At 64.4% G+C, this 16049-nt stretch carries 14 protein-coding genes and 1 pseudogene; 8 read left to right on the forward strand and 7 right to left on the reverse strand.

The genetic code is table 11. The features are described 5' to 3' along the window. Window positions 1-186 precede the first annotated feature (186 nt). Window positions 187-1365 (reverse strand): porin, encoded by a 1179-nt coding sequence (locus F6X42_RS31050; RefSeq protein WP_187637849.1) that lies wholly within the window; start codon window positions 1363-1365, stop codon window positions 187-189. A gap of 433 nt (window positions 1366-1798) precedes the next feature. On the opposite strand from F6X42_RS31050, the gene F6X42_RS31055 reads away from it, so the two are divergent. Continuing rightward, the gene (locus F6X42_RS31055; protein WP_187637850.1) at window positions 1799-2908 is read left to right on the forward strand and encodes an OpgC domain-containing protein; all 1110 of its coding nucleotides are present in this window, start codon (window positions 1799-1801) and stop codon (window positions 2906-2908) included. Between the two features lie 109 nt (window positions 2909-3017). After that, on the forward strand, window positions 3018-3884 hold the full coding sequence (locus F6X42_RS31060) for an alpha/beta hydrolase (protein ID WP_187637851.1): 867 nt from the start codon (window positions 3018-3020) through the stop codon (window positions 3882-3884). Window positions 3885-3946: 62 nt separating this feature from the next. Here the strand turns inward: F6X42_RS31060 and F6X42_RS31065 are convergent, their stop codons facing one another. Further along, a complete protein-coding gene (locus F6X42_RS31065) occupies window positions 3947-5041 on the reverse strand; it encodes an AI-2E family transporter (protein ID WP_187637852.1) in 1095 nt (364 codons plus the stop codon). A gap of 348 nt (window positions 5042-5389) precedes the next feature. On the opposite strand from F6X42_RS31065, the gene F6X42_RS31070 reads away from it, so the two are divergent. Both F6X42_RS31070 and F6X42_RS31075 read left to right on the forward strand, forming a co-directional pair. Further along, window positions 5390-5677 carry a DUF3331 domain-containing protein gene (locus tag F6X42_RS31070; protein WP_187637853.1) on the forward strand — a complete coding sequence of 96 codons (288 nt, stop codon included), beginning with the start codon at window positions 5390-5392 and terminating at the stop codon, window positions 5675-5677. Between the two features lie 287 nt (window positions 5678-5964). Further along, window positions 5965-8550, forward strand: a complete 2586-nt coding sequence (locus F6X42_RS31075; RefSeq protein ID WP_187637854.1) for an adenosylcobalamin-dependent ribonucleoside-diphosphate reductase — start codon at window positions 5965-5967, stop codon at window positions 8548-8550. Between the two features lie 8 nt (window positions 8551-8558). Here F6X42_RS31075 and F6X42_RS31080 read toward each other — a convergent pair whose 3' ends face one another. The 3 genes from F6X42_RS31080 to F6X42_RS31090 all read right to left on the reverse strand — a co-directional run bounded on the left by F6X42_RS31080 (window position 8559) and on the right by F6X42_RS31090 (window position 11034). Further along, window positions 8559-8861, reverse strand: a complete 303-nt coding sequence (locus F6X42_RS31080) for a putative quinol monooxygenase (RefSeq protein ID WP_187637855.1) — start codon at window positions 8859-8861, stop codon at window positions 8559-8561. Between the two features lie 104 nt (window positions 8862-8965). Then, complete coding sequence (locus F6X42_RS31085; RefSeq protein ID WP_187637856.1) at window positions 8966-10366, reverse strand: heavy metal sensor histidine kinase; 1401 nt, start codon at window positions 10364-10366, stop codon at window positions 8966-8968. Next, entirely contained in the window at window positions 10363-11034 is a 672-nt protein-coding gene (locus F6X42_RS31090) for a heavy metal response regulator transcription factor (protein WP_187637857.1), read from the reverse strand. Before F6X42_RS31090 ends, F6X42_RS31085 begins: the two co-directional genes overlap by 4 nt. Window positions 11035-11267: 233 nt before the next feature. Here F6X42_RS31090 and F6X42_RS31095 point away from each other — a divergent pair, with 233 nt between their 5' ends. Genes F6X42_RS31095 through F6X42_RS31105 form a run of 3 tightly spaced genes read left to right on the forward strand, consistent with a single transcriptional unit; the run spans window position 11268 to window position 13406 of the window. Continuing rightward, the gene (locus tag F6X42_RS31095; protein WP_246530305.1) at window positions 11268-11909 is read left to right on the forward strand and encodes a DUF5666 domain-containing protein; all 642 of its coding nucleotides are present in this window, start codon (window positions 11268-11270) and stop codon (window positions 11907-11909) included. Between the two features lie 43 nt (window positions 11910-11952). After that, entirely contained in the window at window positions 11953-12603 is a 651-nt protein-coding gene (locus tag F6X42_RS31100) for a cytochrome b/b6 domain-containing protein (RefSeq protein ID WP_187637858.1), read from the forward strand. After that, the gene (locus F6X42_RS31105; RefSeq protein WP_187637859.1) at window positions 12600-13406 is read left to right on the forward strand and encodes a molybdopterin-dependent oxidoreductase; all 807 of its coding nucleotides are present in this window, start codon (window positions 12600-12602) and stop codon (window positions 13404-13406) included. Before F6X42_RS31100 ends, F6X42_RS31105 begins: the two co-directional genes overlap by 4 nt. Here F6X42_RS31105 and F6X42_RS31110 read toward each other — a convergent pair. Further along, window positions 13403-14371, reverse strand: a complete 969-nt coding sequence (locus tag F6X42_RS31110) for an AraC family transcriptional regulator (protein ID WP_187637860.1) — start codon at window positions 14369-14371, stop codon at window positions 13403-13405. The two genes, F6X42_RS31105 and F6X42_RS31110, sit on opposite strands and share 4 nt — an antisense overlap. Window positions 14372-14706: 335 nt before the next feature. Between F6X42_RS31110 and F6X42_RS31115 the strand changes: the two genes are divergently transcribed. Next, complete coding sequence (locus F6X42_RS31115; protein ID WP_187637861.1) at window positions 14707-15759, forward strand: NAD(P)-dependent alcohol dehydrogenase; 1053 nt, start codon at window positions 14707-14709, stop codon at window positions 15757-15759. Between the two features lie 156 nt (window positions 15760-15915). Here the strand turns inward: F6X42_RS31115 and F6X42_RS31120 are convergent. After that, window positions 15916-16049: pseudogene (locus tag F6X42_RS31120) on the reverse strand (IS256 family transposase); the annotation flags it as partial.

Consider the following 16049-nt stretch of genomic DNA (forward strand, 5'->3'; position numbering starts at 1 on the left):
GCCCGAGTTCGGGACGCCGACGACGCACACATCGCCGCCTGCCTGCGGCGCGCGCTCACACTTGTTGACATTCGACTTATCGGCAGGCGCGGGTCGAACTTGAATGGCCGGGCGTCGCAGCGGAGAGCGCAAAAAAATCAGCCTTCGAAATCCGAAGGCTGACTTTTTGCGTTGACGGGCGCCGAACTAGAACCTATGCCGGATCGCCGCGCGCACGACGACCTGCTTCGACGTCGACGACGGCGACTGCGTGCCGGGGATGAATGCGTAATCGAGGATCGACAGCGTCGAATCGCCGGTGACCTGTTGATAGGCACCCTGCAGATAGACGTCGGTACGCTTGGACAGGTTGTAGTCCGCCATCAGGCCGAACGTATGGATGCGCGGCTTCACGCCGCCGTTCGATGCCTCGTAGGTTTCCATCGTGTACACGTACTGCGCGCCGACGAACAGCACCGGCGAGATCTGATACTTGCCGTTGATCTCGAAGTTCTGATACTTGAGCGAGTTCAGCAGTACGCCCGGTGGTGTAACGGGCACGAGCGGCACCAGCGGCTCGATACCGAGATAACCGTTTGCGGTCGGCTCCAGATAGTTCGAGTTGCTATAGACGAAGCCCGCTGTCGCGGGTCCGAACGTATAGGTAATGCCGCCGCCGAACACGCGCAGGCGCGTCGCGACGAAGCCGGCGTCGTTCGTGGTGATCGCGCCGTTCGAACCGTTGCCCGGATTGTCGGCCTGCAGATAGGCCGCGGCGACCAGCAGCCCGCCGTACGTGTACTGCCCGCCGAAGCTGTAGGCGCGATTGTTGGCGAAGCTCGTGTCGTTGCTGAAGCTGTAGGTGCCGCCGAACTGGAAGCCCGAGATCGCCGGACTCGTGTACTTGACCGTGTTGTCGAGGCGGAACGTGTTGTCGGTGTTGTCGTTGTCGTAGGGATGCGAGAACAACGCGCCGGCCCAACTGCCGTTGGCCGTGGTCTGCGCCAGATAATCGACGACCGAATCGTATTGTCGGCCGAACGTCAGCGTGCCGTACGACTGCGAGCCGAGTCCGACGAAAGCCTGCCGGCCGAACAGGCGGCCGCCCTGGCCGAGCCGCCCGGAATTCAGATCGAAACCGCCCTCGAGCTGGAAGATCGCCTTCAGGCCGCCGCCGAGATCTTCGGAACCCTTCAGGCCCCAGCGGCTGCCATGCGCAAGACCGCTCGCGAGTTCATAAACATGGCCGCGGCCGACATTGTTCGTATAGTTGATGCCTTCGTCGATCACGCCATACAGCGTGACGCTAGTCTGCGCGGCGGCAGGTGGAGCACAAACGGTACACGCAGCAATGCAGACAGCCAGCGCGAACACTTGCTTGTTCATGACGATCTCCCTGCACCGCTCTTTCCGGAAATCCTCACACGACATCGTCTGTCCGTCCATGAGAGGATGTGCCGATCGTCGAGAATGTTGCTAATTCTCCACTGCGCGTCGCTGCCTCTTTTTTCGTGACGCCGCTTCAGGTAAGCGACAGCCGCTGCTGTTGATCTCGCTGCGTCATTGCCACGAAAAGAAATATAATCCTGCGCCATTGCTGCGATGCAACGGAACTTGACGCCGCAGCGAAGGTCATCATGACAGCCCGTTGACGACTGCCTCGTGAAGGCGGCCCGAAGCGACCTCGAAGCGGACCAGGCGAAACCAGCATTGGACGCCTCCCCGCCGCAGTATCAATCCCATATTAAAAAGCCCCGTGAGACGCCCGCCGCGCTGGATCAGTGCGCCGTCGCACGGGGCTGCTTTTTTGACGCAAACAATGACCAGGTCCTCCTCCCGTCTGATCGAACTCGACTTTTTTCGCGGACTGGTTCTGCTGATCATCGTCGTCGATCACATCGGCGGCAGCATTCTGTCGCGCATGACGCTGCATGCGTACGCGCTGTGCGACGCCGCCGAAGTGTTCGTATTCCTCGGCGGCTTCGCGACCGCCACAGCCTATGCGGCGCTCGCCGAGCGACGCAATGAGACGATCGCGCGCAGTCGCTTCCTGCGCCGCTCGTTCGAAATCTATCGCGCGTTTCTTGTCACCGCCGGGCTGATGCTGCTGGTCAGCGCGGTGCTCACCGCCTTCAGCATCGACGGGCCGAATCTCGCCACGACCGATCTGGACGACCTGATCGACACGCCGCTTGCGGCGCTGCGCGACATCATGCTGCTGCGCCGCCAGCCGTACCTCGCGTCGGTGCTGCCGATGTACGCGTTCTTCGCGCTGCTGGTGCCCACGATCCTGCCGCACGCGCGCAGCAAGCCGTGGCTGCTGCTCGCCGGCAGCGTCGCGCTGTGGGCCGGCGCGCCGGCGATCGGCAAGTACCTGCCCGCCGCGCCCGACATGCAGTGGGACTTCAACCCGTTCGCATGGCAGCTGATGTTCGTGCTCGGCGTGCTCGCGCGCTGCCAGCCGGTTTATCAGCGGATCAGCGCGCACCGCTTCGGCTGGCTCGTGAGCGTGCTGGCGTTCGCGGTGGTCGTGGGCGCCGCGTACTACAAGCTCGTTGTGCCGCATGCGCCGCTGGCCGCGAGCCTCAAGCAAAACCTGTCCTACCTGCGCGCGGGCAACTTCGTCGCGATCGCGTGGCTCGTCGCGAATCTGATCGAGCTCGGCTGGGCGAAGAAGGTCGCGCGCCGGCTGCCGTGGATCGGCTTGATCGGGCGTCAGGGCTTGCTGTGCTTCATTGCCGGCGCGGTGATTTCGCTGGTGGTCGACTCGGTGCTCTACGCGGCGACCGACGGTTACCTGAACTATCCGCTCGGGCTGCTCGCCGATGCCGCCGCGGTCGGCGCGCTGTTCGCGGTCGCGCTGGGCGCGGAGCCGCTGAAGCGGTTGATCGGGCGGTTCGTTGCCGGGCGGCTGCGGACGTCGGGCTGAACGAAACGCGCCGTCTGTCGCCCTGCCCGTTCCTTTTCAGACAGGGCGCCATTGCTGATAGCATGACGGCCGCGCGCGAATCCCGCGCCAGCCGGCCTTCCACACTGACATGCGTCGATTCCTCTGTTTCGTCCTCGCACTGCTTGCCGTCGACGCGCCCGCGTTCGCAAGCACGGTCGCGAGCCACAGCTTCCACTCCGATGCGCTCGGCCGCGACTGGAACTACACGATCTATCTGCCGGGCGGCTATCGCGCGGACGGTCCGCGCCTGCCGGTGCTTTACCTGCTGCACGGTAATAACGGCGACGCCAACGACTGGCTCACGCAAGGTCATCTGCAGAGCGCCGCGGACACGCTGATCGAGCGCAAGGAGATTCCGGCCGTCGTCATCGTGATGCCGCAAGGCGGCACGGACTGGTACGTCGATCGCAAGGAAAAGATGGAGAGCGCGTTCTTCGACGATCTGCTGCCCGAAATCGAAACGCGCTACGCGGTCGCGACGCAGCGAGGGGGCCGGATGATCGGCGGTGTGTCGATGGGCGGTTTCGGCGCGTTGCGCTACGCGCTCACTCAGCCCGAGATGTTTTGCGGCGCGCTGCTGCTCAGTCCCGCGATCTATGCGAACGAGCCGCCGCGTGGGTCGGCGGCGCGGCGGGTCGGCGTATTCGGCGAGCACCAGTTCGATCCGCGCGTGTGGCACGAACTCAATTATCCGGCGCAATGGGACCGCTACATGAGCCGGCCATACCGCCTGCCGATGTTCATCGCTTCCGGCGACGACGACCTCGACATCCAGGCCGACGCATCACTGCTGTACACGCATCTGCGGCTCGCGGGCAATCCCGCGGCGCTGCGGATCATCGACGGCGGCCACACGTGGGACGTATGGAGCGCGCTGTTGCCCGCCGCGCTCAAATACACGCTCGGCTGCGTGAAGCCGCCCGCGCAGGAGCATCCGTCGAATCAGCGGCCTTGAGCCGGGGCGGCACGGCACCGCGCGCGCAACACCATCCTGCCCCGCGCCCATCGACGCCCGCGTTACCCGACGAGATCGGTCCACAGCACCATCAGCACCGTCATCAACGCGGGGCCGATGAAAATCCCGAGCAGCCCGAACGTCTGCGCACCGCCGAGAATGCCGAACAGCACGAGCAGGAACGGCAGACGGGTCGAGTTGCCGATCAGCACCGGCCGCACGAAGTGCTCGGCGACGAATACGACGATCACGCCGAATACCAGCAACCCGGCCGCCGCGGCCATCGAGCCCTGCACGAGCAGCCACAGTGCCGCGAGACCGAACACGATCGGCGCGCAGAACGGCAGCATCGCGGCGATCGCGGTGACGAAGCCGAGCAGCGCCGCGTGCGGCACGCCGGTCACAAAATAGGCGACGCCAAGCAGCAGGCCTTCGCCGACGCCGACCACGATCAACCCGGACACCGTGCCGCGCACCGCGGTCCCCATGTGCGCGACGAGGTCCGCGCCGCTATCGCCGAAACCGCGTCGCGCGGCCTTCAGCAGCGAGCCGGATAACCGCGGCCCCGCCTGAAAAATCACGAACAGCGTGACCAGCATGAACGCGAACACCATTGCCGCGTGCGCGGCGCGCGCGCCGAAATGTCGGCCGAGCGTCATCACCGTGTCGCTGTGCAGGCCCTTCATCGCGGCCGAGTCGCGCAGCGGCTGAGCGAGATTGGCCTGCCACCACGTCGTGATCTGCTGCACGCCGAACGGCAGACGGTTGATGAAGTCCGGCAGCGCGATGCCGTTATCCTGCACGCTGCGGAACCAGTCGTTCAGGTCGTGCGCCTCGCGCAGCGCCTGCGCGAGGCCGAGCCCGACCGGCAGCAGCACGAGCACGGCGATCACCAGCGTGAAGACCGTCGCGAGCAAGGTCGTGCGCCCCTTGAACCAGCGACTGCCCGCCGCCTTGTGCAAGAGCGGCCACAGCGCAATCGCGACGACCGCGGCCCACGCCACCACCACGATGAAATCGCGCACCACCCACAATGCGAGCAGCACGAGCCCGATATAGAGCACGACCGCTGCGGCCTTCTGCCTTTTCAGGTGCTCGGTGGCGACGGAGGACGCTTCGGGAGGGTTGGGAGGGACTGCGGGAGGGCGTGGAATCATGTGAACTCTTGTGTTTTTAAACGGTATGCGAGTGAGCCGACCTGAAAAACTCGAACCCGGTACACTGACGCCTCAGTTTCGCCGGCCGACAATCACATACATCTTAAAGGAAGCGTTGCCGGCCCTTTCCAGGCGGCTCCCCTTGTCGCGCCATGGGCAACACAGCGTTGCAAAAAAGCGTTCATTGTTAAGAACTCACATAAAAAGGGCTGCAACGTCCGTCATTTCAGCTAACCGCGAATGTCAAGCCTGATTGTTGCTATATGCGGAACAGTGTTTCAACGGGGGCACAATGGCTCTTCGGCGCGCGCGGGACTAAATTCGGCACTCCACAATACGGAGCCGATGATGACCCTGGAGTCCATCCCCCTCGACGGTAGCAATGGCGTACGCATCGAAATTCTCGAGAGCTCCGAAACGACGCTGGTCATCCGCTGGGTCGAGCCGGGGCGCTGCCATTATGGCGAGCAGCGCTGGCGCCGCCGCTCGGCGCATTCGTCCGGCACCTGCGCGGTGTCGCGCCGCAAGATCCGGCGCGGTGACGCGGTGTTCAAGCCGGCTGAGCGCCCGGCGCCGTCGAATGCATCCGCAATGATCTGTGCGGAAATCCTCGAACCGCTGCTCGAAGCGGCCTAACGCAAGCAGCGTTCCCACCTCTGCAAGCGGACCGCGCTGGTTTTGCCCCCGTTGACCCCAAGCTCGACCTGCCTACTGCCCAAGTGCCCTTAACGCCTGCGTGCCCGGTCGCCGCGGCATCGCACGACGCGCCACGCCGCAGGCCCCGCTCCCGGTTGCCGCCCCGCGTCTCGTGCGTTAAGGTGGGACTCGTTGCGCCCGCTCGAGCGCCGGCTCGCTATCCGGCGCCGGCGGCGCGCCTTCCACCACCGCGCCGCGCCCGCCGCGACGCCGTTTGAGGGCCGATCATGGCAGAAGACACGCCGCAGACCCGCGCGGCCACCGCCGTTTCCACGCCTCCCGCTTCCTCCGCTCCTCCCGCTTCGCTGATCCCGCCGCAGCAGTTCTCGCTCGACGTGCTGCTCGAAAAATATGCGAAAGGCGACGAGCAATCGGCCGACGATGTGTACCGCCGCGTCGCGCGCGGCGTCGCCGAGGCCGAGCCGCCCGAGTTGCGCGCGTCGGTCGAAGCTCAGTTCATCGACAACCTGCGCCACGGCGCGCTCGGCGCGGGCCGCATCATGAGCGCGGCGGGCAGCGGCATCGCCGCGACGCTGATCAACTGCTTCGTGCAGCCGGTCGGCGATTCGATCCAGGACGTTGACGACCAGGGCTTGCCGGGCATCTACGTGGCCCTGCTGCAGGCGGCCGAAACGATGCGCCGCGGCGGCGGCGTCGGCTACAACTTCTCCGCGATCCGGCCGAAGGGCGCGCGGGTTCACACGACCAGTTCGGCCGCCTCGGGTCCGTGCAGCTACATGGACGTGTTCGACGCGTCGTGCCGTACCGTCGAAAGCGCGGGCTCGCGGCGCGGCGCGCAGATGGCGGTGCTCGACTGCAACCACCCCGACCTGCTCGAATTCATCGAAGCCAAGCATTCGAAGGGGCGCTGGAACAACTTCAACGTGTCGGTCGGCGTCACCGACGAATTCATGCGCGCGGTCGAAAACGACGAGCCGTGGCAACTGGTCCATCGCGCCGAGCCGTCGCCGGCGCTGCGGGCGGCCGGCGACGTGCGGCAGCGCGAGGACGGCCTGTGGGTCTACAGCGAGCACCCGGCAAGCGCGATCTGGGACCGCATCATGCGCTCGACGTACGACGTCGCCGAGCCCGGCATCGTGTTCATCTCGCGGATGAACGAGGACAACAATCTGCGCGCCGTCGAAACGATCCGCGCGACCAACCCGTGCGGCGAGCAGCCGCTGCCCGCATACGGCTGCTGCAACCTGGGGCCGCTCAATCTGACGCGCTTCGTCGTCGATCCGTTCGCGCAACTGCAGGGCCGCCAGCCGTCGTTCGACTGGGACGAACTCGCGCGCCGCACCCGCACGCAGGTGCGTTTTCTCGACGACGTGCTCGACGTCACACTGTGGCCGCTGCCGCAGCAATACGACGAGTCGCGCGCGAAGCGGCGTATTGGCGTCGGCTTCACTGGCCTGGGCGATACGCTCGTGATGCTCGGGCTGCGCTACGACTCGCAGGAAGGCCGCGATTTCGCGGTGAGCATCGCTCGGCTGATGCGCGACGAGGCGTATCGCGCGTCGGTCGAACTCGCGAAGGAGCGCGGCGCGTTTGAGCTATTCGACGCCGCGCGCTATCTGGAAGCCGGCACGTTCGCGTCGCGCCTGCCCGACGACATCCAGCAGGCAATCCGCCGCGACGGCATCCGCAACAGCCATCTGCTGTCGATCGCGCCGACCGGCACCGTGAGCCTCGCGTTCGCGGACAACGCGTCGAACGGCATCGAGCCGGCGTTCTCGTGGACTTATACGCGCATGAAGGTGATGGCCGACGGCGGCCGCGAATCGTTCGACGTCGAGGACTATGCGTACCGGCTTTATCGCGAGCTCGGCGGCGACGTGAGCCGGCTGCCGGACTATTTCGTCAGCGCGCTGCAGATGTCGGCGCGCGACCATCTCGACATGATGGCGGCCGTGCAGCCGTACGTCGATACGTCGATCTCGAAGACCGTCAACGTGCCCGCCGACTATCCGTTCGACGCGTTCGAAAGCCTCTACTTCGATGCATGGAAAAGCGGGCTGAAGGGCCTTGCCACCTATCGCCCGAACGACACGCTCGGCGCGGTGCTGAGCGTGGCGCCGGCGCAGGCCGACGACACGCTCGCCGAGATGGACCAGGACCCGCTGCGTATCGCGATCGATCATCGGCCCAAGGGCGAATTGCCGGCGATCATCGAGAAGGTCGAATATCTGACCCAGGCGGGCAAGAAGTCGCTGTACGTCGCGGTGTCGTTCATCGAGGTGACGGGGCGGCTCGGCGGCGACGACGTGACGATCGAGCGGCCGATCGAGTTCTTCATTCCAACCGGTCAGCGCGACGAGTCGCAGCAGTGGATCACCGCGACGATGCGTTCGCTGTCGCTTGCCGCGCGCGGCGGCTTTGTCGCGCGCAATCTGCAGGATATGCGCAAGGTGTCGTGGGATCGCGGCCAGGTGCGGCTTGGCGACGTGCAGCGTCTCGACGGTCATCGCGCGCCGCGCTGGCACGATTCCGAAGTGGCCGCGCTCGCGTTCGCGATCCAGCAGATCCTGTACCGACGCGGCTTTCTCGACGCCGAGGGCAATCAGGTGTCGTCGCGGATGCTCGCGCGTTTGCCGCGCGGGCAAATGAAAACCGACACCGCGCTAGCCGCCGATTTCGGCATCCGTCCGAATCCCAACGATAGCGCCGACACGTTGCTGCAGCCGAACGGCACGCAAGGGCTGCATACGATGCTCGGACGCAAATGCGGTTCGTGTGGCGCGAATGCGGTGATTCGCAAAGACGGGTGCGATTTTTGTACCGCGTGTGGAGAGGTGGGGGCGTGCGGCTAGTGTGACGCTCAGCCCGGCAGTTTGGCCGCCAGCACGTCCACCTTGACGATGCCCGGTGGCGACGCGAACAGCTCGCCGGCCTTCTCCATCAACGCGGCCGCGACCTTGCCGTTCAGATGCGCGTCGCGGCCGGCTTCGTCGTCGAACGCGTCGAAAATGCCGTACGTCGACGGACCGAGCTTCAGACCGAACCACGCGGCGGTGCCCGGTTCCTGTTCGACGAGCGGCAGGCCGCCGAGCAGAAACGCCTCGACTTCCTTTTCCTTGCCGGGCTTGGCTTCCAGACGGACATACAAAGCGAGCTTGACCATCATGCGACTCCTGGTGAGTGCGGCAGCGAGCGGTCCTTTCAAAGCGCTTTGAAAAGTATAGGCGGCGTCGGCCGAAGCGGCGCCGGACTTAACGCGCGGGCAAGTCACGCCCCCGGAAAGCGCAGTTCGAAACGCACGACGCACGGCAGCGGACACACCACGCGCGCGCTGCCGCCATGCAGATACATGATCGCCTTGACGATCGCAAGCCCGAGTCCGTTCGATTCGGTAAATGCGCTGCGCGCCGCGTCGCCGCGATAGAAGCGGTCGAACAGCCGCTCCAGCTGCGCGGCGGGAATCGGTTCGCCGTCGTTTTCGACCGTCACCAGCGCGCCCGCCGCGTCCTGCGCGCCGCGCAGGCGCACGATCGTGTCGCCCGCGCCGTAACGCACCGCGTTGACGACCAGATTGTTGATCGCGCGCCGGCACAGCAGCGGATTGGCCGACACCACGCCCGCCGCGTCGACTTCGAAACGCATCCCGCGTTCGTCGGCCAGGCCTTCGAAATAATCGGCGATTCTGACGAGCTCGCCATGCAGATCGACCGGCTGCCGCTCGATCGACAACGCCGCATGATCCGCATGCGCGAGAAACAGGATGTTCTCCGCGATATGACTCAGGCGATTCAACTCCTCGAGATTCGATTCAAGCAGTTGCTGATATTCGTCGGGTTCGCGCGGCTGCGCGAGCGCCACCTGGGTCTGGCCGACCAGCGCGCCGACCGGCGTGCGAATCTCATGCGCGAGATCGGCGGAAAACTGCTGCAGGCGTTGATAGCCGTCGGCGAGACGATCGAGCATCGCGTTGAACGCGTGGGTGAGTTGACGCAGTTCCACCGGCGCCGCCTCGTCGTCGAGCCGTACCGCCAGATTCGTCGGGCTGATTTGCGCGGCGCGGGTGGCGATTTCGCGCACCGGTCGCAGCGCGCGGCGCAGCACGCAGTAAGCGAGCAGCGTCGCGGCCAGCATGCCGGTCAGCGTCGCCAGCACGATGCGGTTGCGGTACTCGGCCAGCATGCGCATTTCATGCGTCATCGGATGGCCGGCGATCACCTCGACTTCGGCGCCATCCTCGCGCGCTGTCGCGCTCGCGATTGCCCAATGTACCGGCACGCCGTCGGGCAGGCGCGTTTGACGGATGTCGGCGGCGCGCGGCGGATTGCCGGCCGGGTGGGTTGGCAGATCAGGCACCGCGAGCCTGGCCGGATTCACGTCGACGAACGGCGCTTCGCCCGGCCGGCGAAACAGCAACACGTCCTCTTCCGCGCCGAGCATCGTCTCGAACAGCAGCGGGCGCTTTTTCAGTTCGCTGACCGAATAGAGGTCGTGCACGATGCGGATGAAATGCTCGACGCGGCCGCTCAGCACGACGTCGGCGCGGCGTTGCAGCGAGACTTCGGCGGAATGATAGAAATAGGCGCCAAGCGAGCCGATCACCGCGCAGGCGATCAGCGCAAACAGCAAGGTGGTGCGCGCAATCAGCGAGCGTTCGGTCCACAGCTTCATGGACCGTCACCGAACGTGTAGCCGATGCTGCGCACTGTGTGGATCAGCTTCTTGTCGAACGGGTGATCGACCTTCGCGCGCAGGCGCTTGATCGCCACGTCGACCACGTTGGTGTCGCTATCGAAGTTCATGTCCCACACTTCCGACGCAATCTGCGAACGCGACAGCGCTTCGCCCTCGCGGCGCACCAGCAGATGCAGCAGCATGAACTCCTTGTTGGTCAGCGCAATGTCGACGCCCTCGCGCGTGACGCGGCGGCGCAACACGTCGAGCTTGAGGTCGGCGACTTCGAACACGTCGCTCTCGCGGGTCACGCCACGCCGCAACAACGTGCGAATGCGCAGCACCAGTTCGGTAAACGAAAATGGCTTGACGAGATAGTCGTCGGCGCCGAGTTCGAGACCGCGAATGCGGTCGCTGACCTGATCGCGCGCGGTCAGAAAAATCACCCGCAGATCGCGTCGTGCGCGCAACGCCCGGATGATCTCCCAACCGTCGATGCCGGGCAGCATCACGTCGAGCACCACCAGTTCGTAGTCGTGCTCGAGCGCCAGGTGCAGGCCGTCCGTGCCGGTGCGCGCGAGATCGACCGCGTAACCATTCTCGCGTAGGCCCTTCTTCAGATAATCGCCGGTCTTCGGATCGTCTTCGATGACGAGAATGCTCATGATGCTCGTTGCTCCTGCGTGCGATTCGACCCGAAAGGCGCCGCCGCGCGTGCAAAAAACGCCTGATGGAAGCGCCTGAAAAAACATGCGGCGCTCCCGGCGGTCATTCTACGTGGCCACCATAGGCCGTTGATGACGTTTTTGTCATCCTGCCGTCACTCTGAGGAGCCAACGCGGAGCCTACTCTGAGCGCGCCGTTCACCACGCTGTATCCCCTTTCCTGGAGTTGCCTCATGAAGACCCGCATGAAGATAGCCCGCGCACGAACGCTGCGCGCCCTCGCCGTCCCCGCACTCGCCGCCGCGCTGTTCGCGACGATGTCCGTGGCTTCGGCCCAGAACGCGACGCCGACCGGCGTGCGCGGCACGGTGACGTCGCTGTCGGGCGATCTGCTCAAAGTCCATACGCGCGACGGCCAGGACGTCGACGTGAAGCTCGCCGCCGACACCCCGATTCGCGGCGTCACGCTCGCCAACGTCAATGACATCAAGCCGGACAGCTACGTCGGCACCGCCGCGATTGCGCAGCCCGACGGCACGCTGAAGGCGCTCGAAGTGCATGTGTTCCCGGCGAGCATGCGCGGTTCGGGTGAAGGCCATCGGCCGTGGGATCTCGGCGCGAACAGCACGATGACCAACGGCACGGTCGGCTCGCTGGTGGTCAGCAACGGCCGCACGATCACCGTCAAGTACAAGGATGGCGAGAAGAAGATCGTGATTCCGCAGGACGTGCCGATCGTCAGTCTGGAGCCGGGCAGCCGCGCGTTGCTCACGCCCGGCACGAAGGTCGTGCTGTTCGCGCACAAGGATGCGGACGGTTCGATGGCGGCGAATTTCATTTCGGCCGGCGAGCATGGGGTGACACCGCCGATGTGAAGCGACGCGTCGTTCCCACTTTTCCACCTTGCCTTTCAAGCCAATGCCACAATCGCAAGCATTTCTGATCGTTCATCCTGTCGTCGTTCGCGTCACGCATTGGATCAACGCGTTCGCAATGGTCTGCATGGTGATGAGCGGCTGGGCGATCTATAACGCGTCGCCGATCTTTCCGTTCCGGTTCCCCGCATGGGCGACTGTCGGCGGATGGCTCGGCGGCTCGATCGCATGGCACTTCGCGGCGATGTGGCTGCTGTGCGCGAACGGGCTGCTGTATCTCGCGTATGGCGCGGCGAGCGGTCATTTGCGTCGCAAGCTGCTGCCGGTGCATCCGCGCGACGTGGCGCGCGATGCGGCGCTTGCGTTGCGCTTCAGACTGCCGCACCGGCCCGGCGCGTACAACGCCGTGCAGCGCGCGCTGTATTTGTTGGTGCTGCTGCTCGGCGTGCTGCTCGTCGCATCGGGACTGTCGATCTGGAAGCCGGTGCAATTCTGCTGGCTGACCGCGCTGTTCGGCGGCTTCGATCTTGCGCGGCGCGTGCACTTCGTCGCGATGGCCGGCGTAGTCGGTTTTGTCGTCGTGCATCTGCTGCTGGTGCTGCTGGTGCCGGGCACATTGCCGCCGATGTTCACCGGACGCGCGCGGCGCAGCGCGCCTCGCATCGATCCAGCACCCGACAGGACTCGCGCATGAGCACCCCGCAACCAACCGATACCGCGCACGATACGCACGCCGATGCAGAAGACGCGGGCCGCTCACGCATCGTGCTTGCCGAGCACCGGCCGTGGATCGAGCAATTGCAACGCCGTTTATTTCTGCGCTCATCGCTGTCGATCGGCGCGCTCGCGATGCTGTCCGGCTGCAACCTGCAGGACAACGATTCCGTCGATAAGGTGCTCTGGGCGATGTCGCGCTGGAACGATCGGGTGCAGGCGTGGCTGTTCGATCGCAACAAACTCGCGCCGACCTATTCGGCGCGCGATATCACCGATCCGTTTCCGTTCAACGCGTTCTATCCCGAGTTCGATGCGCCGGATGTCGACGGCTCGACTTATCGCCTCGAAGTATCGGGGCTCGTCGCGGACAAACGCAGTTGGAGTCTCCAACAGTTGCGCGCGTTGCCGCAGGCCTCGCAGATCACGCGTCACGTGTGCATCGAAGGATGGAGCGCGATCGGACAATGGAGCGGCGTGCCGTTTCGCACGTTTCTCGAACGGATCGGCGCCGATCTGAGCGCGCGTTATGTGGGCTTCAAATGCGCGGACCGCTACTACTCCAGCCTCGACATGGCGACCGCGCTGCATCCGCAAACGCAATTGACGCTCGATTTCCGCAACGCACCGCTGCCGGCCAGATATGGCTATCCGCTGAAGCTGCGCGTGCCGACCAAGCTCGGCTTCAAGAACCCGAAGCATATCGCCGCGATCTTCGTGACCAACACGAATCCGGGCGGCTACTGGGAAGATCAGGGCTACAACTGGTTCAGCGGGCTTTAGACCGCGGTGACGTAACGCGGCACCGGCTTCGGCACGCGCGGCGGCGGCGCATCGTGCGCGACCCGCATGCGCTTGACCTCGTCGACGGGACTCAGGCCGAACAGCCGCTTGAACTCGCGGCTGAACTGCGACGGGCTCTCGTAACCGACCCGCGCGGCAGCCGCGCCCGCATTCAGGCCATCCTGCACCATCAACAGACGCGCATGATGCAGACGCGTGGTCTTCACGTACTGCATCGGCGAGGTCGCGGTGACCGCCTTGAATTGCGCATGAAACACCGCGAGGCTCATGCCGGCTTCGGCCGCGAGCGTATCGACATCGAGCGACGCGTGGTAGTCCGCATGAATGCGCCGCAGCGCCTTCGCGATGCGGCCGAAGTGATTCTGATGCGTGAGCGCCGCGCGAATCGCGCCGCCCTGCTCGCCGGTCAACACGCGATAACAGATTTCCCGCACGATGCCAGGCGCAAGGATCTGCGCGTCGAGCGGCGACGCGAGCGCTTCCATCAGACGCTGTACGGCGTTGCTCAGCGCGGAATCGAGCGGCGTCGAGTAGATGCCGACCGGTTCGTGCTGCCCGATGCCCTGGGTTTCGTTGAGCGCCATCAGCAGCTCGGCGACCATCGCCAGATCGACGCGCACGGACATGCCGAGAAACGGCTCCTGTTCGCTCGCCTCGGTCTCGCATTCGAACGGCAACGGCACCGACAGCACCAGGTACTGCTGCGCGTCATACTGGAACACCTGATCGCCGAGATAGCCACGCTTGCGTCCCTGACAGACGATCACGATGCTCGGCTCGTACATGACCGGCATACGCGGCATTGGACGATTCGCACGCAGGAAGCTGACGCCTTCGAGGCTCGAGCGCGTCATGCCGGCATTCGGCGCGAGCAGATTGAACAGTTCCAGCACGCGGCGTTGCGCGGGGTCGTCAGTAACGGAATCGACAGCTTGAGTGGACATGACGATAAGGTGACAGCCAAGAGAATAATGCTTTGAATTTAGCATCAAACAACCTATCGCGGTGCCCCATCGGAGTTTTAGGCAAGCCTTCAAGACGATCAGGTATTCCCCCAGCGGCGCCGGGCTCCTAACATGGGAACCCTGCCGGATCGCCTTTTCGCCGCGCGCAGCGTGCGCGGTCATCGGCCGCCATGAGCCGACAGATTGCCAACGGCGGCCACGGCGCTTGCGCCCCGATCCCGGTTCATGCTGCGGCCCGCCGCATTCGCATCCTCGTGTTGCGGATCGCCGGCGCGTCGCAGGTTGCGCCATCACCCTTTTTGCTGGAGCTACCCATGAGCATGACGTATGCCTATGCAGCGACCGACGCCACCGCGCCGCTCGCCCCGTTCGAAATCCAGCGTCGCGCACCGCGCGCCCATGACGTGCAGATGGAAGTGCTGTACTGCGGCGTATGCCATTCCGACCTGCATCAGGCGCGCAACGAATGGAAGAACACGATGTACCCGGTGGTGCCGGGCCACGAGATCGTGGGCCGCGTGACCGCGGTTGGTCCGAGCGTGACGAAGTACAAGGCCGGCGAGCTCGTCGCGGTCGGCTGTCTGGTCGATTCGTGCCGCACCTGTGCGAGCTGCGCGGAAGGTCTCGAGCAGTACTGCGAGAACGGTTGGGTGGGCACGTATAACGGTATCGATCGCGTCGACGGACAGGTCACGTACGGCGGCTATTCGACGCAACTGGTCGTCGATGAAGCATTCACGCTGCGCGTGCCGGAAAATCTCGACCCTGCGGGCGTCGCGCCGTTGCTGTGCGCGGGCATCACCACGTATTCGCCGCTGCGCACATGGGGCGTGGGCCCGGGCAAGAAGGTCGGCATTGTCGGCCTCGGCGGTCTCGGCCATATGGGCGTGAAGCTGGCGCGGGCGATGGGCGCGCATGTCGTGCTGTTTACGACGTCGCCGTCGAAGATCGAGGATGCGAAGCGGCTTGGCGCGCATGAGGTGGTCGTGTCGAAGAATCCGCAGGAAATGGAAGCGCATGTGAATAGCTTCGATTTCATTCTGAATACGGTGGCTGCGCAGCATGATCTCAATCCGTTTTTGAATCTGCTCAAGCGTGATGCGACGATGACGTTGGTGGGTGCTCCGGAGCACGATCATCCGTCGCCGCAGGTGTTCAACCTGATCTTCAAGCGGCGCCGGCTGGCGGGGTCTCTTATTGGGGGTATTGCCGAGACGCAGGAGATGCTCGATTTCTGCGGTGAGCATGGCATTACTTCTGATATTGAAATGATTCCGATGCAGAAGATTAATGAGGCTTATGAGCGCATTCTCAAGAGCGATGTGAAGTATCGGTTTGTGGTTGATATGGATTCGTTGAGGAAGTAATAGTGGTTTTATTGCCGCGCAGCGGGTGGGTTTTTGCGCCTGCGGCGCGGGTTCTGTTTGTTGTTGTGTTTTTTTGCCTTCGCTTTTTTCGCTGTTCTTTGGGTGTTGGCCTTTTCTTGAGGGGGTGTCCCGAATTTTGTGTAAACAGGTTTTGATTTAATGGGGCATCAGCCGGTCTTCAAACTGGATAGTGAAGCGGTTCAGGGCTGCTTTCCAGTCCCGGATCGGCATCGACCACTTCCTGCTGATGTTGTTCAGCGCGAGATAAAACAGCTTGGTCACGGCCTCGT

The organism is Paraburkholderia podalyriae (assembly GCF_014397785.1).
Taxonomy (GTDB): Bacteria; Pseudomonadota; Gammaproteobacteria; order Burkholderiales; family Burkholderiaceae; genus Paraburkholderia; species Paraburkholderia podalyriae.